Here is a 26,661-nt window from a genome sequence, read left to right as displayed (position 1 = left end):
GTGCCACAACGCCCCCTCGCCCCTCTGGGGAGAGGGTCAGGGTGAGGGGTAGCCAAGCGCGCTAAAGCTCCCGCCCCAGCAACGGCGCCGGGCCATCTGCCGCCCGCACCCAGGGCGTGTCATAGCTCGGCGCATTGGCGAACCGGCGCATCCCCAGCGTCAGCCGCGCCGTCGCACCGGCTGCGAGCTTCACCGTCACCCACCGCCCACCAACCGCCACCGGTGCGGCATCACCGAGCTGCACCGAAGTGAAATCGTGCTCCCCGAACACCCCGCCCTGGATCACCACTTCCGCCGCATGCAGCGCGTCGGTGTTGACCAGCGTCAGCGTCGCGCCGTCGTGCGTAAGCCCATCGACCAAAGCCGCCACCCCTTGCGGCAATCCCGGGCGCTTGCCGACCTCGTCGAAATAGCGGAACCGCGCCACCTGCAGCCCGCCGTGATAGACGTGCATCGGCCCGCCCAGCGTCAGCTGCGTCAGCGCTTCCACCACCATTGGCGTCAGCTGCTGCCACATGTGGATGGTCATCGACTCCCGGTAGTGATCCATCGTCTCCGGATCGTTCTCGGCTTTGCGATAATTGGCGATCTGCTCGGCGATGGTTTTGAGGTCGGCCCTCAGCACCGCCTCGGGATAACCGGGGTCGTTGCCGCGCATGAACCTGAACCACTGCGCGGTATTGCCGTTGAAGCCCATATGGCCGCCATTGGTCTTGCCATAGCCGTGGTAAGCCGGGTTCACTTCGTCGAACAGCTCGCCGGCCCAGCCGCGCTCGGCCCGTTCGGCGTCCTCCTCGGCCATCGAGACGTTCCAGAGGTAGACGCCATACATCGGATGGCAACGGCGATAATCGCGCCAGCCTTCGTCATAGTGCCGGTTCGGCACCAGCTGCTGGCCGCCCTCCTCGCGCCTGAGCCCCCAAAGCATGTCGAGCTGCGAACGCGCCAGCTGCAGATGCGCCATGTCGCCGGTCAGCAGCGCCGCGTTGACGCCTGAGACGCAAAGCGGCTCGAGCAGCGAGAACGAGCCGTGCGGCCAGCGCCAGCCGTAATAGCCACCCCACCACTTGCCCTCGTTGTATTCGCCGATCTCGCCGCTCAGCCCGATATTGTCCGGCGTGATCCCACCGTTCCTTGCGGTGCGCTCTTCCCACGCCGCGAGATAATCGAGCACCCAGGCCCGGTACTTTTCCTCGCCGGTATAGGCGAAGGCATGCGTCATCAGCGAGGTGGCGCCGAGATTGAGCGGCACGTCGCCACGCGATTGCCGCTGGTTGATGCGGGTGAGGATTTCGGCATAGGTCGCATCGTCCGACCACGGCGTTTTCATCCCGTATTTGTCGATTCCCGGCAGGTCCTCGAAGGGCGGCAGGTAGTCGTCGAGGATCTCGCGATGCGTCGACCAATCCTCCGCCGTCTGGGTGAACCTCGGGCCGCGGCTACCTGATATCGGCGAGCGGATCAGGCGCTTTTCGGCATCCCAGTTCTGCGCTTCCGCATCCTCGCCATTGTAGAAGCCGGCGAAGCGCCGGGTGCGCTGACGGTCCTTCGGCACCGATGGGTCGGCGAGGCCGAAGAAATAGAAGAACAGGTTGCTCTCGCCGTGGTGCATCCAGTCGTAATAGGCGTCGTACTCACGGTGGATCTGACCGTATTCGGTCCACTGCCAGGTGATCCCATCCCAGATGGTGCGCGAGCGCTGATACACCTCCTTCGAGCCGCCCAGCGCGTAGAACAGCGGCATGTTCATGAACCCCTCATAGGGGTCGTCCGAGCCATCCATGCCCGGCCAGCGATCGCGCCAAATCAAGGTGCCGTCGGCGCGTGTGTAGCGGTCGGCAAACTCGATCGCCGCTTCGTTCAGCACAGCGAAGATCTGCCGCTGCAGCAGCGCCCATTCGGGCAAGGGGAGGATGTCGGCCGCCGTGATGGCGGGCAGGTTCGAACTATCGGTCATGGTGACTACTCGTAGACCGTCTTGCCGGTCGAATGCTTGTTGACGAAATCCCAGTTGAGCTTGGCGCCGAGCCCGGGGGCTTGCGGCACCGGCACGCAGCCATCCTGGTCCACCGCGTCGAGATCGTCGGAATAGTCGTCGGCATGGATCTGGTGCTGGCTCTTCCAGCCGGCAACCTTGGGGTTCACCAGGCCGAGTTCGTAGTAGTTGGTGTTGCGGATCGCCGCCATGCAGTGCCGCGGCGCGTGTCCCGGTGCGTGGATTTCGACGTCCAGACCAAAGCCTTCCGCCACGTGCGCCAGCTTCATCACCCCGGTGATGCCGCCATCGTAATCGACATCGGCGCGGACGAAATCGGTGCCCTCGGCGATCAGGTTGTCGACCCGCGGCTCGATCCCGCGAATGTGCTCGCCCATCAGGATCGGCGTGTTGATGAACTGCCGCAGCCGCTTGTGCGCATAGGCCGAGATACCGCCATCCTTGTAGGGATCCTCGTACCAGAAATAGTTCGCCTCATCGCAGGCCTTGCCCACCTTCAGCGCATCCCCCCAGTTCTCGTATTCGCAGCCGGGATCGATCATCAGATCCATCCCGTCGCCCACCGCCTTGCGCGTCGCCAGCACCGCCGCCGCCTCGCGCGCGATCGGCCCATGTCCCCAGCCGTGGATCTTGAACGCCGGGTAGCCCATTTCCTTGCACTGCAAGGCGAAGTCGCCGAACGCCTCGGGGCTGTCGAGCCCGCCATTGTCGTCGCCGTGGAAGGTCGAGGCATAGGCCGGCAGCTTGTTCTTCCAGCCGCCCAGCAGTTGATAGACCGGCTGGCCGGCAGCCTTGCCGGCAATGTCCCACAACGCGCAGTCGATCGGCCCCATGCCGAACTTGTCGTGCTTGCGCAGCGCCCGCTTCAGGTCGTTCCAGATCAACTCGCGCTGGAGCGCGTTCTTGCCGATCAGATATTGTGCCGCCATCGCCACCTGGGCGTACGACACCCCGACGCCACCCGCATACTCACCGGTAATGCCGCCCTCGGTCTCGATGGTCAGCACATAGTCGGTGAACTCGACCTCGCCGCCCTTGAGATAGACGTGGTTGAAGCCGTTGTAGTCGCCTGTCAGATCGCGCCGCGTCCACTTGTACTGGTGAACGGTCAGCCGCTTGATGCGCAGGTCTTTCATGGTCTGGCCCTCTGGATTGCGCGATCAGATGCGGTCGCCGGTGTCGGGATCGAACAGGTTGATCGCGGCCGTATCGACGGCGAGCGTCATGGTGTCGCCAAGCTTCGGCCGGTCGCGTGAGCCGAGCCGCGCCGTCAGCAATTGTCCGCCGATGCTGAGGATCACCATGGTGTCGGGGCCGGTCGGCTCCACCACGTCGACGGTGCCGGTAAGCGTTCCCTGCCCCTCGCCCGGATGGAAGGTCTCGGGCCGGATGCCCGCCACAACGCTCTTGCCTATGTGGGCGCCGACATCCTGCTCCAGCCCGGGGAGCGCCAGCAGCGCCTCGCCATGCCGCAGCACAATCGTCCCGCCGGACCGCTCGAGCGTCCCCGACAGGAAGTTCATGGTCGGCGAGCCAATGAAGCCGGCGACGAACATGTTGGCCGGCTTCTCGTAGATCGTCTGCGGATCGGCGATCTGCTGGATCACCCCACCCTTCATCACCGCCACCTTGGTGCCTAGCGTCATCGCCTCGATCTGGTCGTGCGTCACATAGACGATCGAGGTGCCGAGCCGGTCATGTAGCCGCTTGATCTCGGTGCGCATCTCGACGCGCAGCTTGGCATCGAGGTTGCTGAGCGGCTCGTCGAACAGGAACAGGTCGGGATCGCGCACGATGGCGCGGCCCATCGCCACGCGCTGCCGCTGCCCGCCGGACAATTGGCCCGGCTTCCGATCCAGGAGGTGCTCGATCTGCAGCAACTCGGCGGCCCGCTGCACCGCCGCATCCCGCTCGGCGGCAGGCACCTTCCGCATCTCCAGGCCAAAGCCGATGTTCCGTCGCACCGGCATGGTCGGGTAGAGGGCGTAGGACTGGAACACCATGGCGATGTTGCGATCCTTGGGATGCACATCGTTGACGTTGCGCTCGCCGATGATGACGTCGCCGCCCGAACTGGGCTCGAGCCCGGCGATGATCGACAACAACGTCGACTTGCCGCAACCCGATGGTCCGAGCAGCACCAGAAAACCGCCATCCTCCAGCTCGATGTCGATGGTCTTCAGCACCTCGACCGCGCCAAAGCTCTTGCGGACGCCCTTGATCGATAACGTGGCCATTGCCGCTAACCCTTGACTGCGCCGGCGGTGATGCCGGCGACCATGACGCGTTGCACCAGCGCGAAAAGAACGATCACCGGCAGGATGGAAATGATGCCGCCGGCGGCCAGCATGCCCCAAGGCAACTGGAACTCGCCGACCATCAGTTGCAGGCCGACCGGCCAGGTGCGCGAGCCCGTACTCGAGGTCAGCATCAGCGCGAACAGGTATTCGTTCCACGCCGCGATGGCGACGAACACGCAGGTGGCGACCAGCCCGTTGCGAGCGATCGGAATGACGATGCGGAACATCGCCCCGATGCGGGTCGACCCGTCGATGCGTGCCGCAGACTCCAGCTCCTTGGGGGCCGCGTCGAAGAAGCCCTTCAGCATCCACACGAACAGCGGCAAGAGGAAACTGGTGTACGCCACGGCAAGGCCGAGGCTGGTGTCGAACAGCCCCAGGTTCCGCATCACGATGAACAGCGGGATGATCATCAGCACCGCCGGGAACATGCGCACCACGAGGTAGCCCAGCATCAGCGGCGTGCGGCCGGGGAAGTTGAAGCGCGAGAAGGCGTATGAAGCGATGGTGCCGGTGAACAGGCAGATCGCCACCGTCAGCGTGGTGGTGACGAGGCTGTTGATCACCAGCACCGGATAGCCCGACTGGTTCCACAGCTTGATGTAGTTCTCGAGCGTGAAGCGGGTGGGGAAATACACCATCGTGCGCGTGACGATGTCGTCGTCGACCTTGAACGAGGTCAGCAGCATCCACAGCAGCGGGCCGATACTGAGCAGCGCCAGCACGATCAGCACGGCGTAGCTGAGAATGTTCCAGATGAGGTTGGAGCCGGTGCGGGTCTGGGCCATGGCGCTAGTCCTGGTTGACCTTGCTGAGCCGGATATAGGCCCAGGCGAACAGCATCAGTAAGACGAACATCACCACCGACAGCGCACCCGCATAGCCGAAGTTGAAATCCGAGTAAGCGTTCTGGAACGCATAGAGCGAGAGCACCTGCGTCGACCGTCCCGGCCCGCCCTGGGTCAGGATCAGCAGCAGGTCCGGCGAATTGACGAGGCCGATGACGCGCAGGATCACCGCCGCGGCAATGATGGTGCGCAGCATCGGCAGCGTGATCAGCCGCAGTTGCGCGAATGCCCCTGCCCCGTCGATATCCGCAGCCTTATAGAGATCGGCTGGGATACCCTTGAGGCCCGCCATGATCAGCAGCGTGAAAAACGGGAAACTGTGCCAGGCTTCGACGAAGATCGCCGTTGCCATCGCGGTGTTGGGATCGGCAAACCACGCCTTGTATTCGTGCAGCAGGCCAATACGAACGAGGATGTCATTGATGACCCCGACGCGACTGTCGAGCATCAGGGCCCACATGTTGCCCGCCACCACGTTGGGCAGAAAGTAAGGCACGAGGATCAGCACGGCCAGAATCTTGCCGCCCGGCAGGTTGCGGTTGAGCGCCAGCGCGGCGACGAGGCCCACGACAAATTCGATGACGATCGAGAAGGTCACCCACACCGCGGTATTGCGCAGCGACAGCCAGAAGATCGGATCGGCCAGCATGCGCTGGTAATGCTTGAGCCCGACGAATGCGCCGTTACCGGCGGGCCGGTTGAGCCGCATCTCGGTAAAGCTCAGCTGGAAGCCGTAAACGGTCGGGAACAGCACGATCGCGGTGATCAGCAGCGCGCTCGGCAGCAGCAGCAGATACATCCAGTAGCGCGTCTCGGAGAGCTCGCCGAGCAGCCGCAGCGGATTGATCGCGTCCCAGGTGGAGCGCGGTGGCGGCAGGGCAGCCATGGCACGGCCTCGGCTCATCAGGGCTCCTCAGCGCGTTGATCGGGTCGGGGGAGAAGGCGGCCGGCTTGCACCGGCCGCCAGGGATCAGGCGATGGCCGCGGCCAGCCCTTCGATGATCTGATCGGCGGCTTGATCAGGCGTCGCCTGGCCGATCAGGATCTGCTGCAGTGCCGGCAGCACGGTATTCTGCGCCCAGCCGGCCGCACCCGGGAAGCTCGGCTGCGGGATGCCGAAGCCCAGCGTATCCGCCGCGGCCTTGTACATCGGGTTGCCGACGATGCGCTGGTCCTGCGCCGCGACGGTCGAGGCCGGCATGTAGCCGGTCTTTTCGAGGAAGGCGACGGCGGCATCCGGCTCGCCCCAGAACTTGATCCATTCCCAGGCGGCGTCGGCGTTTTCGTCGTTGGTGATGCAGTTATAGGCGTAGGCGAGGCGCGCCACGCGGGTTGCCGGGCCAGCCGGCATCGCGAAGGTGCCGAATTCGACGCCTGGCTTCAGCTTGCTCGCAATGTCCTGATACGAGCCGGTGTGGTGCCAGATCATCGCGGTCTGCCCGGTCTGGAAGCCGCTGATGACCTGCTGGAAGCCATCGTTCGCCGCGCTGGGCGGCACGGCCTTGTCCTTGACCAGCAGCCCCGCATACCAGTCGAGCGCCTTGACCACGATATCGCGGTCGAGCCCGATGGTGCCGTCTTCCTTCTTCACCGGCGAGCCGAAGGCTTCGATGACGTTGACGACGAAATTCTGGCCGCCGGGGCCGCCGCGCAAGCCAAAACCGAAACGCCCCTTGGACGCGTCGGTCAGCTTGATCGCCGCATCGCGGAACTCGTCATACGTGGTCGGCGCGGCAAGGCCGGCTTCGTCGAACCAGTCCTTGCGATAGTAGCCCCAGTCGACGAACGTGAAGCCCGGCACGCCGTAGCTCTTACCGTCCTTGGTGATCGAGGCGAAACGCTTGTCGTCGAAATCGCCACGCCGCTCCCAGCCGGCGATGCGGTCGGTCATGTCGCTCAGCGCGCCCATGGCGAGCAGATCCTCGAAGCGCTCGGACGAAACCATCGTCACGTTCGGGCGGCTGCCGCCGACCACGGCCGCGGTGATCTTGGCCATGAACTCGGGGTTGGGGATGTTCTCGGGGGTCACCGCCACGTCGGGATGCGCAGCCTTGAACAGGTCGAGCACCGCCTGCAGTCCCGCAGCTTCCGACTGGCTGGTGAAGGTGTGCCAGTAGTTGATCGCGGTCTGCTGGGCGAATGCCTGGTGCGGCAACAGCGCCGAAGCGGCCAGCATACCGCCGCCCAGCTTCAGGACTGATCGTCTATCGAACTTGGCCGTCATAAGTCTCTCCTCCAATGATAGCTCAGTTACGTTGTCTGATATATCAGTGCCATGGTACCTCAGCCCCACGCGGCGTCAACCGTTCGGTGACTGAGACCTTCGTCAGGGCTGTCTCGTCGAGTGTCTTGAAGTCGAACTCGTAGCCGATGCCCGGCTCGTCGCTGACCGTCAGGTTGCCATCGACGATCGCCAGCGGCCCGAGCTTGTCGAGGCCCTTGATCTGCTCCTCGTTCATCACGAGCTGCTCATAATAGTCGTTATTCGAGATGGCGGCGCAGATCTGCGCGTTCTCGAGCCCCATGCCGTGCACCTGGGCCCGCATGCCGTGACTCTCCGAGAGGTGCGCCACCTTCATCGAGCCGGTGAAGCCGCCCTTGTAGAAGGTCGAGACGCGCGTCATGTCGAGCGCCTTGTTCTCGATCCAGGTCGCCATGTTGCCATGCACGCCATCCGACGTTTCGGCGGCGAGGATCGGGATATCGAGCTTCTCGCAGAGCTTGGTGTAGCTGCCCAGGTGGAACTCGCGCATCGGCTCCTCGTACCAGAGGAAGCCGAGATCCTGGATCGCCTTGCCGAACTCCAGCGCGTTCACATAGTCCCAACCGGCGGAGCCGTCGAACATCAGATCCGCATCGGGCCCGACCCACTTGCGAAGGTTCTCGCAGAGCTCGATGTCGCGCTTCACCGGGCCGCCCCAGGCATGCAGCTTGAACGCCTTGAAGCCGACATCGCGGCTCATTTTGATATAGCGTTCATACTCATCCATCGTCGGCCAGGTGACCGTCGAGGCATAGGCCGGCACCACCCGATTGTCGCCGCCCAGCATCTGGTAGATCGGCATTTTGGCGTGCTGCGATTTCACGTCCCAGCACAGCATATCGAGCATGCCGAGGTGCCGCATGTGGATTTCCTCGATGCGGTCGATCTCCCAGATCAGCCGCCACATCCGTTCGGTCAACAGCGGGTTCTCGCCGATGAACTCGTGGTAGCGGCGGCGCACCAGGTCGATCACCGCCTCGCCCCGGCCCATCTCGATGACGCCGTCGATCCCGGCATCGGTTTCCATGCGGATCACCGCCTTATGCGGTTTCGACCCGCGTGGGATGTCACCGTGCGAACCGGGAATGCCGTCGCGCCAGATGAATTTCGGTCCCGGCTCGTGCTCGACCAGCCATGCCGTGAACCCCGTGATCTTCATTCAATCCTCCTGAAATACGTAATGCGTTGCAGGCGCTAGCCTTTTTCGGCGCCCGAAAGCGTACCGGAGCGGACGAAGCGCTGTGCGACGATGAAAATGAGCAGCACCGGCAGGATGACGAGGATCGCCGCGAGGATAACCTCTGGCTTTTTGATCGGCACGTCGTTGGCCGGCAGGTTGCTGAGCGCGCCAGAGGTCGAAATCAGCACCGTGAGGCCGACCGGCAGGTTGTAGAGCTTGTCATCGCTGAGCAGCACGAAGGCGAGGAAGTAGTTGCTCCAGATGCCGATGAAGCTGAAGAACGCGACGAGCGCGACGATCGGCCGGGCCAGCGGCAGCGCGATGCGGGTGAACAGCTCGAACCGGTTGGCCCCGTCGACCCGCGCCGAATCCATCACGCCCTTGGGCAGCGAGGTCGAGAAGTAGACATAGGTGAGATAAACCCCGAACGGGAAGAACCCGCTTGCGAGGATCAGCCCGGCATAACTGTTGTTCAGGCCCAGGAGGTTCATCTCGAGGAAGATCGGCAGCACCACCGCCGTCGACGGCGTGATCATCGCGATCAGGGTCACGACAAGGATCAGCTTGCGCCCCGGGAACTCGGATGCGGCGAGCGCATAGCCGGCGGGGATCGAGGCGACCAGCGCCAGCAGGACGCCACCGACGGAGTAGATCAGCGAGTTGGCCGCCCAGCTGACGATCTGGAAGTTGTTGTAGGTGGTGAGGTTGTTCCAGGTCGCGATAAACATGTCCCACGTGCCGATCGTGAACGGCGGGTCGGCAAACAGGGAGGACTGCGAGCGCGTACCCGCCAGCAGCAGCCAGAGCAGCGGGATGCCGTAGAAGCAGACCGCAAACAGCAGCACTGCGTAGACGATGAAGCGCCCGAGATTGAGCCGGAATGGCGGAGTGCGTGCGTCGGCCATGGTCCCCTCAGTCGAGCTTGTAGAAGCGGGTTGCGAACACGATCACCAGCGCGATGATGATGGAGGTGCTGACCAGCATGGTCGAGAGCGCCGCCGAGGCGCCGAAATCGCCCATCCGGAACGCGTACTGGAACGCCATCTGGTTGAGAGACCAGTCGTTCTGCGCCGATTGCGGCCCGGCGAGCCCCATCAGTTGCGGCTCGACGAACAGCTGCAGGCCGGCCGCGAAGCTGAGGATGCCCATCAGCACCAGTGAGCGCCAGATCATCGGCAGCTTGATGCGGGTGGCCAACTGGAAGCGGTTGGCGCCATCGATGCGCGCCGCCTCCAGCACCTCGGTGGGGAGGCTCGACAGCGCGCCGCCGAACACCACGATCCAGCCGCCCGATGCGGAGAAGAACGCCATCAGCGCGAACACGCTGGCGAGTCCGAGGCCGGAAACCACGTCGATGCTGTAGGTCCAGCCGGCCGCATGCAGCAGGCCCTGGAACGGGCTGACGCCCGGATCAAGCAGGAACAGCCAGAGCACCACCACCGCCGACGAGGTCACGGCACCGGGCAGGAAGTAGATGGTACGCAGCGTCGTCGCCGTCCGCCGCCCGACCGTGTCGAGCATCAGCGACAGCGTGGCGACACCGACCATGGTCATCGCCACCCAGATGACGACGAACCAGATGACATTGATCGCAGCAGCCGGCACACGGAAATCGTTGAACACAAAGTCGTAGTTGGCCAGCCCGTAGAAGGAATTCTCGATGGTATCGACGAAGCTCAATCCGAACGCGTAGGCGACAGGGAACACGCCGAACATGATCAGCAGCACGATGTAGGGCAGCAGCAACAGGTAGGCCATGCGCGTGTCGCGGCGCCCCTTGCGCTTGGCGGCGCGGGCGCGATCTGGCGTGGCTGTTGCGGCGATGGCGCTCATCGTGTCCTCGGCATTGGCCGTGGCGGGCGTCGCAGCACCCGCGAAATCTCAGGTAGAAAAGGCCGGGCGCGCTGGGCACGCCCGGCCGGTTGGCTTACTCGACGTTGTAGCCGTTGAGCTTGGCGAGGTTGGTCAGCTCGGTCTGCAGCGCCGGCAGCGAGGCCTCGACGCTGATGCCCTTGGCAATGTTCGCTGAAACGATCTTGACCAGCGCGTCCTCGACCGAGAAGCGCAGCGAGACATAGCCCGGGTGGCTGAACTCGGCCGCCGCGACCTGCACGTCGAACACGTCGGGCGACGCATAGTAGGCGTCGGTCTTGAGGCGAGCGCCCCAGGCGATAGACGACGGCTTGTGCGCCGGCAGGGTCACGGCCGTGGTCTGGTTGGTAACATCGGACGACATCCAGGTGATCAGGTCCGCAACTTCGGCCGGATTCTTCGTATCCTTCCAACCGCCGTAGACGCCACCGCCCCAGCTCCAGGTGAGCGGTTGGGTCTGGTCGTCCCACTTCAGCGGCAGGGCAACTGCGAGCTTTCCGGGGGCCATTTCATAGGTCGGCTTGATCACGTATTCGCCGAACCAGGTGGGGCCGATCATCAGCGGCACCTTGCCGGTCTTGACCAGCTCGACGACGGCCGGATCGAACGGGCCAACCTTGCTGAGGCTGCCGGCGGCAATCATGTGGTCGATCATCCGGGCCGGCTTCAGGCACTTCTCGGTCGTCAGGTCGATCTTGACGGTATCGTCCTTGCCTTCGACCGGCATCACCATGTCGCAGCCATCGGAAACCAGGAAGGATTCGAACGGCACCATGGGCGAGCCGAGCGAGTAGCCTTTGGCGACCAGTTCGTCGCCGAGCGCCTGGTACTCTTCCCAGGTGGTCGGGACCTTGGCGCCGAGGCTTTCCATCAGCGGCTTGTCGTACCAAACCACATCATGCGCGATATCGTTGCGCATGCACAACAGCTTGCCGTTGATGTAGCAGGGGCCGTTGGCGTTGGGGTAGAACTCGTCGAGCGTCGTCTGCGGCACCTTGTCGGTCAGGTCGAGCAGGTAGTTCGAGCGGCGCGTCGAGAGCTGCGCGGCGTAGCCGATGTCGTTCATGAAGATGACGTCGGGCACTTCCGACTTCGACTGCATCCCGAGCTGGATCTTCGCGACGAGGCCGGCCGGATCGATCGTCGTGATGTTGAGCGTCACGTTGTCGTGCGTCTTGTCGTAGAGCTCGAACATCGTCAGGCGGACCGGGTCCGACCAGACGTTGAGCACGACGGGGTCGGCCGCCATGGCGGCGCCGGCCATGAGCATGAGCCCGCCGGCTAGCGCCAAGGCTGTCGTCTTCAGTTTGTGCATGTATGGTTCCTCCTGTTGCGCGCCGGCTTCCGGGCCGCCGCTTTATGGGTTCGCCGCCGAGGCAATGGCCTTTCCGGCAGCGTCAAAGACGTAGAGCTGGGCGGGCTTGAACCCGACCTGCACGGTTTGTCCCGGCTCGAGCGGGGTCAGCCCCATCACCTGCACGGTGACGACCTCTGGGGTGCCTGCATCGAGATAGACGAAGGTGATGTTGCCGAGCCGCTCCACCGACTCGACCTTGGCCGGCAGCGTGGTGACCCCGGCGCTCGCCCCCGAGACGATCTCCAGCGATTCCGGCCGCACGCCGACGGTCACCTGGTCGCCGGCATTCGCCGGCACCGGTAGCATCACCCGAGCATGGGCGTCGGCGCCGAGCCCGAGCGTCGCCACCCCGCCTTCGGTCGAGACCACGTGGCCCGGCAGCAGGTTCATCCTGGGCGAACCGATAAAGCCGGCAACGAACAGGTTGTTGGGGCGTGCATAGAGATCGAGCGGCGGCCCGACCTGCTGGATCCGGCCATTGTCGAGCGCCACGATTCGGTCGGCGAGCGTCATCGCCTCGACCTGGTCATGCGTCACATAGATCATCGTGGTGCCGAGCTCGCGGTGCAGCCGCTCGATCTCGAGCCGCATCTGCACGCGCAGAGCCGCGTCGAGGTTCGACAGCGGTTCGTCGAACAGGAACACCTTTGGGTTGCGCACGATGGCGCGGCCGATGGCGACACGCTGCCGCTGGCCGCCCGACAGCTGCGCCGGCGAACGGCTGAGCAGCTCATTGAGCCGCAAAATCCGCGCCGCTTCCTTAACCCGCTTGTCGATCTCGTCCTTCCCGAAGCGCGCCAGCTTCAGGTTGAAGGCGATGTTGTCGTAGACGTTCATGTGCGGGTAGAGCGCGTAGGACTGGAACACCATGGCGATGCCCCGCTCCGACGGCTCGGCAAAGGTCACATCCGTGCCGTCGATCAGGATGTCGCCATCGCTCACCGTCTCGAGCCCGGCGATCATCCGCAATAGCGTCGATTTGCCCGAACCCGAGGCGCCGACGAACACCACGAACTCGCCCTTGTCGATGGTGAGATCGACGCCCTTGATGACGTCGACCGTTCCGAACGACTTGCGGACGTTTCTGAGCTCGACCGCGGCCACCTAGCAGCCCCTGCCCGTCGACCGCGACACCATCACCAGCTTCATGCGACCCCTCCGTTGAGATATTATTGAGCGGCAATGATATCTCAAGTCAAGGCATCGACTCCGCTCCAACGACGTTTGGCTCACCCTTCGATGGCCATCTGGTAGCTTGCAAGTTGCGCAGAAACCTGTGTTCTCTGGCATTTCGCTGAGATTTCCAAAACGCCTGTTGATATACTAAAGTGCGAACACGCCTCTCGACCAATTCACCGGTGAACATGTCTGACGTCCGCAATGACAACGAAGGGTACCGCCGCTTCCGCAAGGCGATGAATGACGGCACGCTCGAAGCCGGCATGGTGGTAACCCAATCCGAACTCTGCGAACTGCTCGGGCTGTCGCTTTCGCCGCTGCGCGAAACGCTGGTGCTGCTGGAAGAATTCGGGCTGGTCGAGATCAAGCCGCGCGCCGGCATCAAGATCGTCTACCCTGAGGTGGCGTTCATCCGCGAGAACTACCAGTTCCGCATCATGATCGAGATCTTCTCACTCAAGAGCTTCGGCGACACCGTCTCGGACGCCTGGCTGGCCGACATGCGGCTCAACCACGAGAAGTGCCGCATCAGCCTCACCGACGGCAGCCCGTTCGAGGCAGCGCACGTCCCGTTCCTCGAGCTCGACGGCCGCATGCACCGCGAGATCGTCGCCTCGCTCGGCAACCGCGCCATCCTCGATACGCATGAACGCCTGCAGGAAAACATCCGCATGGCGCAACGCGTCCACCGCCGCCCCGGTTTCCGCGGCTACCTGGTCGATACCGTCGACGAGCACATGCGGGTGATCGCCGCGCTGGAGCAGCGCGACGTCGCGGGTGCGATTGCCGCGATGGAAGCGCATTTCCAGGGCTCGACGCATCGGACGTTTGCGGCCTGATCGTCGCTGCTACGGGCCAAGGGCGACGGCAAAGCTCCGCGCGCTTGGCGCCCCTCACCCCAGCCCTCTCCCCAGAGGGGCGAGGGGGCGATGTGGCACCGTCCGGGCAAAGTGCGTCCCCTCGCCCCTCTGGGGAGAGGGACAGGGTGAGGGGCGCCAAGCGCACCGCCCTCTAACCTAACGAAGCGGCTAAGCCACCCCCTAAACGAACATCCCCAGATGCCGCTGCAGCGCCGCGTTGAAATGCGCCACCAGCGCCGCCTCCGCGCGGTCGGGGTCGCGCGCTTCGCAGGCCTCGATAATCTCGAGGTGCTCGCGGATCGAGCGCTGCGCCAGGGGCGCGGTGAGTTTGCGGTCGAGCCGCACCAGCCTGAGATAAGTGTGCATCCGCCGGTAACTGGTCTCGATCAGCGCGTTCCTCAGGATCGCAATGATCGAGTTGTGGAGCAGGGTCTCCAGCGCCTCGAGCTCCTCCATCGTGCCCACCGTCAGGCCTGACGTCTCGATATGGCGGGACACAGCGCGATGCCGGTCGCCCAGTTCGCGGATCAGATCCTCGTCGCCCTGCTCGGCGAAGGCCCGCACTGCCGCCCGCTCGATGATGGTGCGGAACTGATAGGTCGACTTGGTGAGCTCGAGCCCGGGCTTGACGAACTGGATGCCGGAGCGCGGGTGAATGGTGAGGATGCCCTCGACCTCGAGGGTCCTCAGCGCATCGCGCAACGGCGCCACCGGGATGCCCAGCAGCTTCACCAGATCGTTCTGCGACACGAAGGCGCCGGCCGGCAAACGCCGGTCGAACAGGTTCTCCAGGATCCGCGTATAGGCCAGATCGCTCAGCCGCCCGCCCGCGGCCAGGCCGATATCGGCACCCTCATTCACAGCCACTTGTGCGCCCGCTTTCATTGGTCTATTAGCGTCACCGTCTGATATATCAGATGTTCATGTTAGTCGATCAGAGATCGCCAGCCTATGCGCATTTCCGAATTCCGCATCACCCGTTTCCAGTTTGCCCGCGACCGCGTCATCGGCGACAGCCAGGTCCGCGCCGACGATGTGAACATAGCGGCGCTCGAACTGATTGCCGATACCGGCGCAGTCGGGCTGGGGTTTATCCAGACATTGTTTTATCCGCTGCCGGATCAGGTCGAGATCGAGCGGGTGTTCCGCTCGGAAGTCTGGCCCGGCCTCGAAGGCCAGCCGCCGGCAGGCCTGGTGCACCGCGTCGGCCGGCCGCGCGGCGGCAACCAGCGCGCCTACACCCTGCCCTTCCATGAGGCGCTGCAGGTGGCGCTGTGGGATCTCGCCGCCAAAGAGGTGAACCTGCCGCTGCACCAGTTGCTCGGTAGCCGCCGCGACAAGGTCGAGGCCTATGCCTCCGGCCTCGACTACCATCTCTCGGACGACGAGTTCGCCCGCTTCTTCGCCCATGCCGATGCGCTCGGCTACCGCGCCTTCAAGATCAAGGTCGGCAACCCGGATTTCGACTGGGACCTCAACCGCCTGAACATCCTAAAACAGGTGGTCCGCAAGGACGCGCTGGTGATGATCGACAGCAACGAGGCCTGGGGCGCCAAGGAAGCTTTGGTCAAGCTCACCGCCATCCGCGATGCCGGCCACGAGCTGCTCTGGGTCGAGGATCCGATCCTCCGTACCGATTATGCCGGGCTCAGGATGCTCAAGGATGCGGCCAACTGGACGCTGATCAACTCGGGCGAATATCTCGATGCCCACGGCAAGCGCCTGCTGATGGAACAGGACGCCACCGACATTCTCAACGTCCACGGCCAGGTCACTGACGTGATGCGCATCGGCTGGCTCGCCGCCGACCGCGGCATTCCGGTCAGCCTCGGCAACACCTTCCTCGAAGTCGGCATCCATGCCGCCTGCGCCCTGCCTGAAGTGCAGTGGCTCGAATACTCGTTCCAGAACTTCGACCACCTGGTCGACCAGCCGGTCGAGATCAAGGACGGCTGGGCCTATGCCCCGGATCGGCCCGGTCATGGCCTGGTGCTGAACGAAACCGCCCGCCGCGAGTGGGCCCGCCCCCACCTGTTGCCGCGCTCCGAGCTCGGCGAAGCCCCGTTCAATCCGCGCGTCGCCAAGGCGCAGCGCGCGGCCTGAAGCCAACAGTTAACGACCTACAGTCATCCAGGGAGGAGACCTCGTTATGAATCTTCTGCGCACCACCGTGGCGCTCTCGGCGATCCTCGTCGCCGGCGCTGCCCTTGCCCAGGACGGTGCCATCACTGTCTGGGCCGACGCCACCCGCCAGCCGGCGGTCGAGGCGTTCATCGCCGCTCATCCGGAAGTGCCGGTCAATCTGGTGCTCGACGATGGCTCGTCGGGCGCCTCGGGCACCTTCCAGACCAAGATCAGCCTCGCCGATCAGGCCAATGAAGGCTGGCCGGACGTGGTGTTCTCCACCCAGAACAACGACGCCGCCTGGGCCGCCCGCGAGAACAACGGCGCGCAGGCCTTCGCCCAGGTGCTGAACGAGGGCTTCCTCGACCAGGCCTTCCTCGACGGCTTCACTCCCGGCGCCCTCGACCCGGTGACCGTCGACGGCAAGGTCTATGGCCTCCGCAACGACCTCGCACCGGTGCTGTTCTGGTACAACAAGACCCTGTTGGACTCGTTCGGCTACGCCGCCCCGACCACCTGGGAAGACTACCAGGCGCTGGGCGACAAGCTCGCCGCTGACCACCCGGGCTACTTCCTTGGCGCCATCGGCGACGCTTTCCCCGGCCCCTATGTCTACTACTGGTCTGGCGAAGCGCCGATCTTCCAGGTCGAGGGCGAGAGCTTCAAGTCCGACACCTCGGCCCCGAACTCCGCCAAGGTCTCGGCCCTCATCGACCACATGGTGGCCAACAAGACCCTGACGCTCGACAGCCTGTTCGGCGCCAACTTCGTCGCCACCGCCGACAAGCTCGTCGCCATCCCGGGCGCTGCCTGGTACGCTGGCGCGCTGTTCCAGAACCCCGGTGGCGTCAACGCCAAGGCCGGTGACTGGGTCGCCGCGCCGCCGCTGAAATGGGCCGATGGCGCTGCGGTCACCGGTAACGTCGGTGGCGGTGTCTGGTACGCTTCGAGCCACACCCAGAACCCCGAGGCAGTGAAGACCTTCCTCAAGTTCGTCACCTCCGACACCAAGGTCGCCGGTACCGGTGGCCTGCCGGCCTACCAGGCGGCGGCCGATGCCTGGCTCGACGCGCAGGCGGCGAGCGGCTTCTATGCCGGCGACTTCAAGGCCGCCATTCAGGCTGCCGCGTCGAGCGTCTGGAACGGCTGGGGCTACCCCAACTTCTCGCCCGAAACCGCCTGGGCCAAGATCGTCACCCCCGGCCTTGCCGCCGGCAAGACCATGACCGACCTCGCGGCCGACTGGCAGCAGGAAATGAAGAACGAAGCCCAGGTCGTCGGCTACACCGTCGAGTGATCCTGAACCTGAGTTCGCCGGGGGCGCGTAAAGTGCCCCCGGCCTTGTCCGTCTAGTGCCTGGAGCCGCCAAGTGAGCACGATCGACAATAGCGCTGCCACTGCTGCTGTCGCCCTCGAGCGCCCGAAAAAGGGCATGAGCATCGAGCGCGCGCAGGGCCGTATCGGTGTGCTGTTCGCCACCCCCTACACGCTGTTCCTCATCGCCTTCGGCATCCTGCCGGCGCTCTACGCTATCTACCTCGCCTTCACCAAGAAGGGCGCCTTTGTCGGTTTCGACAACTTCCTGAAGGTGTTCAAGGACTACCGGTTCTGGCCGGCGGTCGAACATGTCGGCATCTTCATCGTCGTCTGGCTGGTGCTGCTGGTGGTGCTGGTGGTGACCCTCGCCATCCTCGTCCACTCGATTGGCTTGCGCTGGTTCTCCGGCACGATGCGCTTCGTCTATTACATCCCGGGCGCCCTCGCCGGCGCCTCGAGCGTCATGCTCTGGCTGTTCGTGCTCGACCCCACCGTCAGCCCGGTCTCCTGGCTGCTGCAGGCGCTGGGGATCGAGAGCTTCGTCGGCGCCGTTGACGCCAGCCGCCTGCCGATCGTCCTCGCGGTGATCGCCTTCTGGACCGGCGCCGGCGGCTGGATCGTCATCATGTATGGCGCGCTCAACAACATTTCGAAGGATGTGATCGAGGCCGCCCGCGTCGATGGCGCCGGGCCGGTGCGGATCGCCTGGTCGATCCAGATCCCGCTGATGCGCAAGTGGATCGCCTATATGGTGATCATGAGCTTTGCCGGCGGCACCCAGCTCTTCGTCGAGCCCCGCGTCCTGGCGCAGGCCAGCCGCGGCGTGGTCGGGCAGGACTATTCGCTGAACCAGCTCGCCTTCCTCTATGCCTTCAAGCAGAACGATTTCAACGGCTCCGCGGCGATCTCGCTGGTGCTGCTGGCCGTCGCCGTCACCCTCTCCATCTACTTCGTCTTCAAGGGTGGCCTGTTTGAGCGCGCCTAACTCGGAAATCGTCGGCACCCGCCTGAAGGACCTGACGCCCGGCGCCTGGCTCGGCCGCGCCTTCGGCGTGCTGATCCTCATCGTCTTCGCGCTGTTCTTCGTCGTGCCGCTGCTCTGGCTGCTGATCGCGCCGACCAAGACCGATCGCCAGTTGCTGCTCGAGGCCCCGTTCGCGCTCGGCGATCTCGGAACGCTCCTGAGCAACTGGCAGAGTCTCATGACCTTCCAGGGCGGGCTGATCTGGACCTGGATCGGCAACTCGGTGTTCTACTGCGTCGCCGCCCTGGTGATCACGCTCTGTATCTCGATCCCCGCCGGCTACGCCCTGGCGATGACCGAGTTCCGCGGCCGGAAGCTCCTGCTGGTGGTGACGCTGATCGTCATGCTGATCCCATCCACCGCCTTGGTGCTTCCGATCTTTCTCGAACTGAGCGCCGTGCGGCTGATCGGCAATCCGCTCTCGGCGATCCTGCCCTTCTCGTTCTATCCGTTCGGCGTCTACCTCACCTACATCTACTTCTCGACCGCGGTGTCGCGCGACCTCTTGTCGGCGGCGCGCCTCGATGGAGCGAGCGAGTGGCAGGTGTTCATGAAGATCGCCATGCCGCTCTCTACCCCGGTGATCGCGCTGGTCGGCTTCTTCAGCTTCACCGGCAACTGGAACAACTACTTCTTGCCCTATGTGACGCTGCCCGGTCGCAAGGCGCCGATCCAGGTCGGCCTTGCCGAGCTGCTGTCGAACGTCCCGGCCTTCAACCCCACCAATGCGGCCTCGACCACCATCACGCTCTCGGCGCTGGCGCTGGCGACGCTGCTCGCTATCGCCCCGGTGCTGCTCGTCTTCCTGTTCGCGCAGCGCTACCTCGTTTCCGGCATGACCGCCGGCGGCACCAAGGAGTAACTCATGGTCCAGCGCATGGGCATGGTGATTGGCGTCAAGCCGGAAAAGCTTGCCGAATATAAGCGGCTGCACGCCGAGCCTTGGCCAGAGATGAACGCAGCCCTCAGCGCGGCCAATATCCGCAACTACTCGATCTACCTGCGCGAGCCCGAGATGCTGCTGTTCGGCTACTGGGAATATGCCGGGTCGGACTACGAGGCCGATATGAAAGCGCTCGGCGAGGTCGCCATCACCAAACAGTGGCTGGCGCTCACCGACCCTTGCCAGGCGCCGCTGAAAACCGCCGCTCCCGGCGAGTGGTGGAGCATGATCCCCGAAATCTACCATCTCGACTGAGGAGGACGCGCGATGGTTGCGCTCAACGGCCGGACCTATACCCGTCGCGAGCTCGCCGAGCGGGCGGGCATGCTGAGCCAGTTCGCCGGCGTGCGGCTGATGGAGCTCTCTGACGGCGTCGAGCGCGGCATCCGCATGCTCGAGTTCCGCACCGGCTCGGGCCTCCGCTTCACCGCTTTGGTCGACCGCGCCCTCGATATCGCCGACTGCGAGTTCAAGGGGCAGGCGATCGGCTGGAACTCGCCGGCCGGCTTTCGCCACCCGGGCCTCCATGAATATGAAGGCGAAGGCGGCCTCGCCTGGGCCCGCTCGTTCTCCGGGCTGCTTGTCACCTGCGGGCTCGACCACATCCTGTTCATGAACGAGGTACCGGCCGAGAGCTATGTCTATGGCCCCAAGCCGACCGTCAGCCATTCGCTGCACGGCCGCATCGGCACCATTCCGGCCAAGCTCACCGGCTATGGCGAAGAGTGGCGCGGCGACGAGTGCGTGCTCTGGGCCGAAGGTATCGTGCAGCAATCGGCGGTGTTCGGCGAAGACCTGCATTTGATCCGTCGCATCGAAGCCGATGTCGGCGGCAAAGAAATCCGGATCAGCGATCGGGTGGTCAACCACGGCTTCTACAAGACGCCGCACATGTACTGCTATCACATCAATGTCGGCCACCCCGTCCTCGACGAAGGCTCGCGCTATCTCGCGCCGATCGATGACGTGGTGTGGGCGGCCCACGCGGGCAACGAATACCGCAAGCAGGGCGTCGGCTACCGCACCCTCAGTGCCCCAAAGCTCGATTTCCACGAGCAGGTCTGGCAGCACGAACTCGCCACCGATGCCGAAGGCAAGCAATTCGTTGCTTTGGTCAACGATCGCGTCGGGCTGGGCTTCGAGGTCGAAACCCGCAAAGCCCAGTTCCCCTGTCTCTACGAATGGCAGAACCTGCAGGCCGGACAATATGCCCTAGGCATCGAGCCCTCCACCAACCACGTGCTCGGCAATAATGCCGCGCGTGAGCGTGGCGAAATGATCTGGCTGCAGCACGGTGAAGAGCGGCGTTACGACAGCACTTTCCGCGTCCTCGATGGCGCCGCCGACATCGCCGCCAGCGAAGCGCGCATCCGCGCCATTTCGGGCCAGCCCGAGGACGAATACCCGACCCCGTCCGGCAACCACGTGAAGATCGGTGGCCGCTGATGGGCGTTGACCGCTTCGGCTCGCTCGAGGGCAGGACCATCCTCTATACCGGCGCCGCCGGCGGCCTTGGGCTTGAGACCACACTCGAGATGCTGCGCTCGGGCGCCAAAGTCGTCGCCATCGACAACGACGCCAACAAGGTTGCGGCGCTGCTCCAGGCGGCGACCGGCCTGCCGGGGCTGACGGTTGCCAAGCTCGATCTCGCCGATCTCACCGGCTTGCGCGCCGGGCTGCAAAAGCTGTCGGCCGAGGTTGGCGGCTTCGACGTCGTCATCAACAACGCGGCGATCTATCCCTCAAAGCCCTTCGAGGACTACAGCATCGAAGAGATGCAGCTGGTGCAGCGCATCAACGTCGATGCCGGCATCGTCTGCGTCCAGGTGGCGCTGCCGCATATGAAGGCGACGAAGCGCGGCCGCATCATCAACATCTCGTCGGTGACCATTTCGGGCGGCTGGTCGGATCTGACGCCCTATGTGCAATCGAAGATGGCGCTGGTCGGCCTCACCCGCTCCTGGGCCCGCGAGTTCGGCAAGCACGGCATTACCGTCAACGCGGTAGCGCCGGGCGCCTTCCCCACCGACGCCGAAAAAATCCACCCCGACCTGCCGGCCTACGAGAAGCGCATCTACGAAGCGCAGGCGCTGCAACGCCGCGGCGCCCCAGCCGATATCGCCAACATCCTGATGTTCCTCGCCTCCGACGCCGCCTCCTTCATCACCGGCCAGACCATCCACGTGGATGGCGGCTGGTACATGCATTGATGCGCGCCATGACAGAGAGAGACGGCCCCCTCCCATCCTCCCCCATAAAGGGGGAGGTGCTCTGCCGGTGCGCCGGGCACGATCGAGCCACAAACTCGACTCTTCACCTCCCCCTTTATGGGGGAGGCCGGGAGGGGGCCGTCTGCTTCAGCTTCCCGCTAACTTTCACCTTCTAGGAACTCCCATGGGCATCCTCTCCGGCTACCGCGTTCTCGATTGCTCCATCGCCATGGCGGGCCCGTTCGCGGCGCAGCGGCTGGGGGATCTCGGCGCCGATGTGGTGAAGGTCGAGCCGGTGACCGGTGAGTGGCAGCGCCACACCGCCGCCGGCGGGGCGCGTGGCAACAAGGTCAACGTCTCGTTCCTGTCGCTTAACCGCAACAAGCGCTCGTTGGCGGTCGACCTCAAAGATCCCGATGGCAAGGCGGTGCTGCTCGAGCTGGTGAAGACCGCCGACGTGTTCCTGCAGAACTACCGGCCGGGCGTCGCCAAGCGCCTGGGCGTCGACTACGAGACGCTGTCGAAGATCAACCCGCGGCTGATCTACGTCTCGATCTCCGGCTATGGCGAGGACGGCCCCTATCTCAACCGCCCCGGCCAGGATCTGGTGCTGCAGGGCATGTCCGGCGCCATGCTGTCGGCCGGGCGCGACGGCGAGCCGCCCAATGCGGCGGGCCAGTATCTGGTCGACGGCATCACCGCCTACACCGCGTTCGAGGGCGCGCTGGCGGCGCTGCTGCATCGCGAGCGCACCGGCGAGGGCCAGCTGGTGCAGGTGAACATGCTCGACGCCATCACCACCATCCAGATGCAGGAACTGTCGGTGTTCACCGTCGGCCATAAGCCGCAGGTGCGCTCGGCCGAGCCGCATGCTCATGTCTATATCCGCGCCCCCTACGGCGCCTTCGCCACTTCCGACGGCTTCATCATCGTCGCCTTTCCCAAGCTCGCCAATCTCGGCCAGACCATCGGCGAACCGAGCTTCCTTACGATGGACGATGAGGTCGACACCTGGACCAAGCGCGACGAGATCTTTGCCAAAACCCGCGACCGGCTGAAGACCAAAACCACCGCCGAGTGGCTGGAGCTGCTGCGCGCCGCCGACATCTGGTGCGGCCCGGTCTATGGCTATGCCGACCTGGTCGAGGACGAGCAGATCAAGCACAACGGCACCTTTGTCGAGTATGAGCACCCGACCGAGGGACACGTAAAGACCCCGGGCTTCCCGATCCGGTTCTCGAAAACTCCATCGACGGTCGAACGTGGCGCCCCGGTGGTTGGCCAGCACAGCCGCGACGTGCTGCGCGAAGCCGGCTTCGACGACGCGGCGATCGAACAATTGCTGTCCAAGGGCGCAGTGGCGGAGAACGGGATATGAGCGACAACATCCTGGTCGAGCGCGATGGCTTCGTCGGCGTCATCACCATCAACCGGCCGGAAAAGCTCAACGCCATGACCCCGGAAATGGCGGCGGCGCTGGTGGCCGCCGTCACCGAGTTCAATGGCGACGACGCCATCCGGGCCGTGGTCCTGACCGGCGCCGGCGAGAAGGCGTTCTCCGCCGGCTCCGACATCCGCACCCTCGACGACTACGACAGCGCCTGGAATTTCCGCAACCGGCCGGACTATTGCGACGCCATCCGTGCGCTGTTGAAGCCATCGATTGCAGCCATCAACGGCTATGCCTTCGGCGGCGGGCTCGAGACCGCCATGGCCTGCGACATCCGCATCGCCTCGGACAATGCCAGCTTCGCCGCGCCCGAGATCAAGCTCGGCTGGATCGGCGGCGGGGGCATGGCGGTGAACCTCGCCCATGCCGTCGGCCCGTCCAACGCGGCGCTGATGATCATGACCGGCGATCCGATCGATGCCGCCACCGCCGAACGCTGGGGCCTCGTCTCCCGCATCGTGCCGCGCGCCGAACTGCTGGCCGAAGCCAAGCGCCTCGCCACCACCATCGCCGCGCGCGCCCCGATTGCTGCCGAGACGGCGAAGCTGAACCTCCGCGCCGCCTGGGAGCTGTCGATCGCCAACGCCATCAGCTACGAGCGCGACCTGCAGGCGATCTGCTTTGCTACCGAAGATGCGACCGAAGGCCGGGCGGCGTTCAAGGAGAAGCGGACGCCGGTGTTCAAGCGGCGGTAGCTCCTGCTCCCCTCCCCCTTGGGGGGAGGGGAGCAGAGCTCAAGCATAGCTCAGCGGTGAGGCGCTCCGGCCGGCAACCACCCCGGGAACTCCGCGGCGAGCCGCGCGCGATAGGCCTCGAACACCGCATCCCCCACCGTCTCATAAGGCGCCAGCAGTTTCAGCGGGAAATCCGGTTCGCTGAGCTTGAGGATGGTCTTGTCGTAGGCGCCGTCGACGAAACTGCCGCCGGCGCTGTCGAGCAGGGCGTGCAGCACGCCGCAGAGTTCGCGGTAGAGTGCCGCGAAGCGCGGCCAATCACCATTGGCACCAGCGTGCAGGTACTCGAAAGCCCGCGCCGGATTGCTCGAGGAGATCGAGGTCAGGAGCCCGCATTCGCCCAAGGGCGCGCCGATGTAGTAGCCCTGCTCGGTGAGGAAATGGCGCAGCTGCGGTGCATGCCGCATGAGGCCGGAGATGAGGAACGGGTCGCCGCCGCCATATTTGGTGGCGACGAGGTTGGGGTGGGCTTCGGCGAGCTCGCCATAGAGCCGCGGCGAGACCAGCCGGCCGGAGCGCATCAGGTTGTAGTGGAGGAATTGCGCCTCGGGGAAGCCGCCGCAGAGCTCGGCGATCACCCGGCGCAGCTCGGAGTCGGTCACTACCGACCAGTTGGGCAGCGAGATCTGAAAGGTGTCGATGCCGAGCGTGCGGCAGTAGTCGATCCGCTCGAGCATGGTGGCGAGCGACTGGCTGACGATGCCGACCATCGGCGCAGCGCCACCGGCCTCGCGCATGGTCTCGGCGAAAATCGCGGCGACGCGGCGGAACATGCCGTCGGTGACCGCATAACCCTCCCCGGCGGTGCCGAAGATGTAGAGATCGGGCAGCCCCGCGCTGACGAGGGTTTGGATGCTGCGGCGGAACAGCGGCTCATCGAGCGCGCCGTCGTCGCGCCAGGGCAGGCAGACCGTGCCGAGCACAGTGCGCGGGTAGCGGCTCATGAGGCAAAATCGATCTGGATGCGATCGATCTCGACATAGCCCTGGGCGATGCTGGAGGGCCAGATCGGGTAGTCGCGCCCGGCGCGCAGCCGATGCGGATCGCCACCGATCTCACCCATCGGCCGGGGTTTTACGGGAAACATGATGATGTGGATGTTGACGTTCACCCTGCCGAGGATGTCGAGCAGCGGCTTTTCGCCATAGGTGTCGGTGCGGTCGTGGCGCGAGCCGATGCTGGTCCACTGGCTCGGGTCAGGCACGGCGGTGACGGTGGTCTCGGTCCATTCGGGGTTCACGGCGAAGGTCTGGCCGGTCAGCACCCAGCCCGAGGTGAGGCCGTCTTTGCTGCCCTGGATCAGCAGCGACAGCTCCGTGCCGGCCGCTTCAAGCTCGCCGCGGGTGCGCAGGGTGATTTTCGCGTTGGTGAAGTCGGTGGGGAACCTGCCGGCGGTGAAGCGGTTGGGGCCAGAGACCTCGCGCACCGACTCGCCGGATGGACCGTGGGTGACCATGCACATCAGCAGTTGCAGGTAGCCGCCGCCGGGCGGCGCATGGTTGTAGTCGACCCACCAGGGGCCCTGGCAGCGCACCACGCCGTTCCGGATCGGCAGCGCGGCGGGCGGGGCGAAATTGTCGACCACACGCATCCAACCGCCCGGCCCGTCATCGAAATCCTCGACGTAAGACGTCACCATAACCCCCTCGCCCCTTGCCCATAATATTAGCTTATCATTATAACATCGGCAGCAGTGTCAAGTGCGGACGCTGCTCTGGGGGACATGTTGATGCGCGATCTCGACCCGACCGACCTCGACCGGCAGATCTGGGAGGACGAGCTTGCCGATTTCGTCCCCGACAAGGTGTTTGACGTCCACACCCATATCTATCGCTGGGCCTTCGATCTCGATCCGAACCGGCTGAGCGGACCGTTCGCCAGCAGCATCGGCGCCTATTTCCCCGAGGTGACCTGGGAGCTGGCCGACGAGGTGGATGCGACGCTGTTCCCGGGGCGGCAGATCGAGCGGCTGTCGTTTCCGTTCCCGTTCCCTAACCCCTGCGACTTCGAGGGCTCGAACACCTATGTCGCGGCGGAGGTGGCGAAGGGTGGCGGCAGCTCGCGCGGGCTGATGCTGGTGCATCCTGGGATGAGTGCCGCGGAGGTCGAGGCTGAGATCCGCCGCACCGGGCTGATCGGGCTCAAGCCCTATCGCTTCTATGCCGCCGACCCGGTGCAGTGCCGCATCACCGACATGCTGCCCGAGGAACAGATCGCGGTGGCCGACCGGCTCGGGCTGATCATCATGATGCACCTGGGCAAGCGCGACGCCATCGCCGACCCCGAAAACATCGACGACATGGTGCGGCTCAGCGAGAAATACCCGGGCGCCAAATGGGTGCTGGCGCATTGCGCGCGCAGCTATTCGGCCTGGGCGATCGAGAAGGCGGCAGCGCGGCTCAGGGGGTTATCGAACGTCTGGTACGACACCTCGACGGTATGCGATTCCGATGCGCTCGACGCGCTCTATACCGGGGTCGGCGTGGAGCGGGTGATGTATGGCTCGGACGATATGATCGGCCCGATGCGCGGCAAGTACATCACCTATGGCCGAGCCTGGGCGTATCTGTCGCCGACCAACCATTCGATGGGTTTGAGCCACTGCGACGGACGGATGACCTATATTCGCTACGAGCAGTTGCGGGCGATGAAGCGCGGGGCACGGCAGATCGGACTGAGCACGGCGCAGCGGGAAGCGCTGTTCTATGGGACGGCGCGGGCGTTGGTGGATTCGGTGACGATCCGCAAACTCTGACCACACAGCAACCCACGGAGTCATTCCCGCGAAAGCGGGAACCTCTGTTTTCTTGCCTGCGGTGCGATCGCAAACGGAGGTCCCCGCTTTCGCGGGGATGACCCGGTGGTTGTGTTGGCAGGCTGGAGCTTGTGGCCCCTCGCCTCTCTCAGTCGTCGCTTCCCTCCCCCTTGAGGGGAGGGATTGAGGGAGGGGGTGGTGCCTGGCGCTTCTACACATCTGATGCTGTCGCCGAGCGATCCTGCCATG

General features: G+C 64.7%; 25 protein-coding genes. 11 read left to right on the top strand and 14 right to left on the bottom strand.

Features of this window, described 5'->3' with window-relative positions; translation table 11 throughout:
- Positions 1 to 61 precede the first annotated feature (61 nt).
- The 11 genes from VW23_RS04075 to VW23_RS04025 form a co-directional block, all read right to left on the bottom strand.
- Positions 62 to 1,957, bottom strand: a complete 1,896-nt coding sequence (locus tag VW23_RS04075; protein ID WP_069908315.1) for a DUF8034 domain-containing protein — start codon at positions 1,955 to 1,957, stop codon at positions 62 to 64.
- A 5-nt stretch (positions 1,958 to 1,962) separates the two neighbouring features.
- A complete protein-coding gene (locus tag VW23_RS04070; RefSeq protein WP_069908314.1) occupies positions 1,963 to 3,132 on the bottom strand; it encodes an enolase C-terminal domain-like protein in 1,170 nt (389 codons plus the stop codon).
- 24 nt (positions 3,133 to 3,156) lie between these two features.
- Entirely contained in the window at positions 3,157 to 4,233 is a 1,077-nt protein-coding gene (locus VW23_RS04065; protein WP_069908313.1) for an ABC transporter ATP-binding protein, read from the bottom strand.
- 5 nt (positions 4,234 to 4,238) lie between these two features.
- On the bottom strand, positions 4,239 to 5,084 hold the full coding sequence (locus tag VW23_RS04060) for a carbohydrate ABC transporter permease (protein ID WP_069908312.1): 846 nt from the start codon (positions 5,082 to 5,084) through the stop codon (positions 4,239 to 4,241).
- Between the two features lie 4 nt (positions 5,085 to 5,088).
- Complete coding sequence (locus tag VW23_RS04055) at positions 5,089 to 6,048, bottom strand: carbohydrate ABC transporter permease (protein WP_244513372.1); 960 nt, start codon at positions 6,046 to 6,048, stop codon at positions 5,089 to 5,091.
- 66 nt (positions 6,049 to 6,114) lie between these two features.
- Positions 6,115 to 7,368, bottom strand: a complete 1,254-nt coding sequence (locus VW23_RS04050; protein ID WP_069908310.1) for an extracellular solute-binding protein — start codon at positions 7,366 to 7,368, stop codon at positions 6,115 to 6,117.
- A gap of 43 nt (positions 7,369 to 7,411) precedes the next feature.
- A complete protein-coding gene (locus tag VW23_RS04045; RefSeq protein ID WP_069908309.1) occupies positions 7,412 to 8,566 on the bottom strand; it encodes an enolase C-terminal domain-like protein in 1,155 nt (384 codons plus the stop codon).
- Positions 8,567 to 8,601: 35 nt separating this feature from the next.
- Entirely contained in the window at positions 8,602 to 9,492 is an 891-nt protein-coding gene (locus tag VW23_RS04040) for a carbohydrate ABC transporter permease (protein ID WP_069908308.1), read from the bottom strand.
- A 7-nt stretch (positions 9,493 to 9,499) separates the two neighbouring features.
- The gene (locus tag VW23_RS04035; protein ID WP_069908307.1) at positions 9,500 to 10,420 is read right to left on the bottom strand and encodes a carbohydrate ABC transporter permease; all 921 of its coding nucleotides are present in this window, start codon (positions 10,418 to 10,420) and stop codon (positions 9,500 to 9,502) included.
- Between the two features lie 94 nt (positions 10,421 to 10,514).
- Entirely contained in the window at positions 10,515 to 11,774 is a 1,260-nt protein-coding gene (locus VW23_RS04030; RefSeq protein ID WP_069908306.1) for an ABC transporter substrate-binding protein, read from the bottom strand.
- Between the two features lie 42 nt (positions 11,775 to 11,816).
- Positions 11,817 to 12,920, bottom strand: a complete 1,104-nt coding sequence (locus VW23_RS04025) for an ABC transporter ATP-binding protein (protein ID WP_069908305.1) — start codon at positions 12,918 to 12,920, stop codon at positions 11,817 to 11,819.
- 260 nt (positions 12,921 to 13,180) lie between these two features.
- Between VW23_RS04025 and VW23_RS04020 the strand changes: the two genes are divergently transcribed.
- Positions 13,181 to 13,834 (top strand): GntR family transcriptional regulator, encoded by a 654-nt coding sequence (locus VW23_RS04020; RefSeq protein ID WP_069908304.1) that lies wholly within the window; start codon positions 13,181 to 13,183, stop codon positions 13,832 to 13,834.
- A gap of 201 nt (positions 13,835 to 14,035) precedes the next feature.
- Here the strand turns inward: VW23_RS04020 and VW23_RS04015 are convergent, their stop codons facing one another.
- On the bottom strand, positions 14,036 to 14,722 hold the full coding sequence (locus VW23_RS04015) for a GntR family transcriptional regulator (protein ID WP_244513371.1): 687 nt from the start codon (positions 14,720 to 14,722) through the stop codon (positions 14,036 to 14,038).
- A gap of 84 nt (positions 14,723 to 14,806) precedes the next feature.
- Here VW23_RS04015 and VW23_RS04010 point away from each other — a divergent pair, with 84 nt between their 5' ends.
- The 9 genes from VW23_RS04010 (at position 14,807) to VW23_RS03970 (ending at position 23,618) form a co-directional block, all read left to right on the top strand.
- Positions 14,807 to 15,958 (top strand): mandelate racemase/muconate lactonizing enzyme family protein, encoded by a 1,152-nt coding sequence (locus VW23_RS04010; RefSeq protein ID WP_069908302.1) that lies wholly within the window; start codon positions 14,807 to 14,809, stop codon positions 15,956 to 15,958.
- Positions 15,959 to 16,004: 46 nt separating this feature from the next.
- On the top strand, positions 16,005 to 17,276 hold the full coding sequence (locus VW23_RS04005) for an ABC transporter substrate-binding protein (RefSeq protein ID WP_069908301.1): 1,272 nt from the start codon (positions 16,005 to 16,007) through the stop codon (positions 17,274 to 17,276).
- 72 nt (positions 17,277 to 17,348) lie between these two features.
- Complete coding sequence (locus tag VW23_RS04000) at positions 17,349 to 18,281, top strand: carbohydrate ABC transporter permease (protein ID WP_069908300.1); 933 nt, start codon at positions 17,349 to 17,351, stop codon at positions 18,279 to 18,281.
- Positions 18,268 to 19,182, top strand: a complete 915-nt coding sequence (locus tag VW23_RS03995) for a carbohydrate ABC transporter permease (protein WP_201788009.1) — start codon at positions 18,268 to 18,270, stop codon at positions 19,180 to 19,182. The genes VW23_RS04000 and VW23_RS03995 overlap by 14 nt, the downstream gene beginning before the upstream one ends.
- 3 nt (positions 19,183 to 19,185) lie before the next feature.
- The gene (locus VW23_RS03990) at positions 19,186 to 19,518 is read left to right on the top strand and encodes an L-rhamnose mutarotase (RefSeq protein ID WP_069908299.1); all 333 of its coding nucleotides are present in this window, start codon (positions 19,186 to 19,188) and stop codon (positions 19,516 to 19,518) included.
- Between the two features lie 12 nt (positions 19,519 to 19,530).
- Positions 19,531 to 20,709, top strand: coding sequence for an aldose 1-epimerase family protein (locus tag VW23_RS03985; protein WP_069908298.1), 1,179 nt, complete (start codon positions 19,531 to 19,533; stop codon positions 20,707 to 20,709).
- Entirely contained in the window at positions 20,709 to 21,473 is a 765-nt protein-coding gene (locus VW23_RS03980; protein ID WP_069908297.1) for an SDR family NAD(P)-dependent oxidoreductase, read from the top strand. Before VW23_RS03985 ends, VW23_RS03980 begins: the two co-directional genes overlap by 1 nt.
- 184 nt (positions 21,474 to 21,657) lie before the next feature.
- Entirely contained in the window at positions 21,658 to 22,851 is a 1,194-nt protein-coding gene (locus tag VW23_RS03975; RefSeq protein WP_069908296.1) for a CaiB/BaiF CoA transferase family protein, read from the top strand.
- On the top strand, positions 22,848 to 23,618 hold the full coding sequence (locus VW23_RS03970) for an enoyl-CoA hydratase/isomerase family protein (RefSeq protein ID WP_069908295.1): 771 nt from the start codon (positions 22,848 to 22,850) through the stop codon (positions 23,616 to 23,618). Before VW23_RS03975 ends, VW23_RS03970 begins: the two co-directional genes overlap by 4 nt.
- 50 nt (positions 23,619 to 23,668) lie before the next feature.
- Here the strand turns inward: VW23_RS03970 and VW23_RS03965 are convergent, their stop codons facing one another.
- A complete protein-coding gene (locus VW23_RS03965; protein WP_069908294.1) occupies positions 23,669 to 24,601 on the bottom strand; it encodes a dihydrodipicolinate synthase family protein in 933 nt (310 codons plus the stop codon).
- Positions 24,598 to 25,296 carry a hypothetical protein gene (locus tag VW23_RS03960; protein WP_069908293.1) on the bottom strand — a complete coding sequence of 233 codons (699 nt, stop codon included), beginning with the start codon at positions 25,294 to 25,296 and terminating at the stop codon, positions 24,598 to 24,600. The genes VW23_RS03965 and VW23_RS03960 overlap by 4 nt, the downstream gene beginning before the upstream one ends.
- Positions 25,297 to 25,386: 90 nt before the next feature.
- Between VW23_RS03960 and VW23_RS03955 the strand changes: the two genes are divergently transcribed.
- A complete protein-coding gene (locus VW23_RS03955) occupies positions 25,387 to 26,412 on the top strand; it encodes an amidohydrolase family protein (protein ID WP_069908292.1) in 1,026 nt (341 codons plus the stop codon).
- The last annotated feature ends 249 nt before the right edge of the window (positions 26,413 to 26,661 follow it).

Source organism: Devosia insulae DS-56, from assembly GCF_000970465.2.
GTDB classification, from domain to species: domain Bacteria; phylum Pseudomonadota; class Alphaproteobacteria; order Rhizobiales; family Devosiaceae; genus Devosia_A; species Devosia_A insulae.
Note: the sequence above shows the minus strand (reverse complement) of the source record. Positions and strands in the feature narration are given on the sequence as shown.

Bases quoted from the DNA above. Each gene is read 5' to 3' on its own strand.
- VW23_RS04075 (WP_069908315.1), bottom strand. From the start codon at position 1,957: ATGACCGATAGTTCGAACCTGCCCGCCATCACGGCGGCCGACATCCTC.
- VW23_RS04070 (WP_069908314.1), bottom strand. From the start codon at position 3,132: ATGAAAGACCTGCGCATCAAGCGGCTGACCGTTCACCAGTACAAGTGG.
- VW23_RS04065 (WP_069908313.1), bottom strand. From the start codon at position 4,233: ATGGCCACGTTATCGATCAAGGGCGTCCGCAAGAGCTTTGGCGCGGTC.
- VW23_RS04060 (WP_069908312.1), bottom strand. From the start codon at position 5,084: ATGGCCCAGACCCGCACCGGCTCCAACCTCATCTGGAACATTCTCAGC.
- VW23_RS04055 (WP_244513372.1), bottom strand. From the start codon at position 6,048: ATGAGCCGAGGCCGTGCCATGGCTGCCCTGCCGCCACCGCGCTCCACC.
- VW23_RS04050 (WP_069908310.1), bottom strand. From the start codon at position 7,368: ATGACGGCCAAGTTCGATAGACGATCAGTCCTGAAGCTGGGCGGCGGT.
- VW23_RS04045 (WP_069908309.1), bottom strand. From the start codon at position 8,566: ATGAAGATCACGGGGTTCACGGCATGGCTGGTCGAGCACGAGCCGGGA.
- VW23_RS04040 (WP_069908308.1), bottom strand. From the start codon at position 9,492: ATGGCCGACGCACGCACTCCGCCATTCCGGCTCAATCTCGGGCGCTTC.
- VW23_RS04035 (WP_069908307.1), bottom strand. From the start codon at position 10,420: ATGAGCGCCATCGCCGCAACAGCCACGCCAGATCGCGCCCGCGCCGCC.
- VW23_RS04030 (WP_069908306.1), bottom strand. From the start codon at position 11,774: ATGCACAAACTGAAGACGACAGCCTTGGCGCTAGCCGGCGGGCTCATG.
- VW23_RS04020 (WP_069908304.1), top strand. From the start codon at position 13,181: ATGTCTGACGTCCGCAATGACAACGAAGGGTACCGCCGCTTCCGCAAG.
- VW23_RS04010 (WP_069908302.1), top strand. From the start codon at position 14,807: ATGCGCATTTCCGAATTCCGCATCACCCGTTTCCAGTTTGCCCGCGAC.
- VW23_RS04005 (WP_069908301.1), top strand. From the start codon at position 16,005: ATGAATCTTCTGCGCACCACCGTGGCGCTCTCGGCGATCCTCGTCGCC.
- VW23_RS03990 (WP_069908299.1), top strand. From the start codon at position 19,186: ATGGTCCAGCGCATGGGCATGGTGATTGGCGTCAAGCCGGAAAAGCTT.
- VW23_RS03985 (WP_069908298.1), top strand. From the start codon at position 19,531: ATGGTTGCGCTCAACGGCCGGACCTATACCCGTCGCGAGCTCGCCGAG.
- VW23_RS03980 (WP_069908297.1), top strand. From the start codon at position 20,709: ATGGGCGTTGACCGCTTCGGCTCGCTCGAGGGCAGGACCATCCTCTAT.
- VW23_RS03975 (WP_069908296.1), top strand. From the start codon at position 21,658: ATGGGCATCCTCTCCGGCTACCGCGTTCTCGATTGCTCCATCGCCATG.
- VW23_RS03970 (WP_069908295.1), top strand. From the start codon at position 22,848: ATGAGCGACAACATCCTGGTCGAGCGCGATGGCTTCGTCGGCGTCATC.
- VW23_RS03965 (WP_069908294.1), bottom strand. From the start codon at position 24,601: ATGAGCCGCTACCCGCGCACTGTGCTCGGCACGGTCTGCCTGCCCTGG.
- VW23_RS03960 (WP_069908293.1), bottom strand. From the start codon at position 25,296: ATGGTGACGTCTTACGTCGAGGATTTCGATGACGGGCCGGGCGGTTGG.
- VW23_RS03955 (WP_069908292.1), top strand. From the start codon at position 25,387: ATGCGCGATCTCGACCCGACCGACCTCGACCGGCAGATCTGGGAGGAC.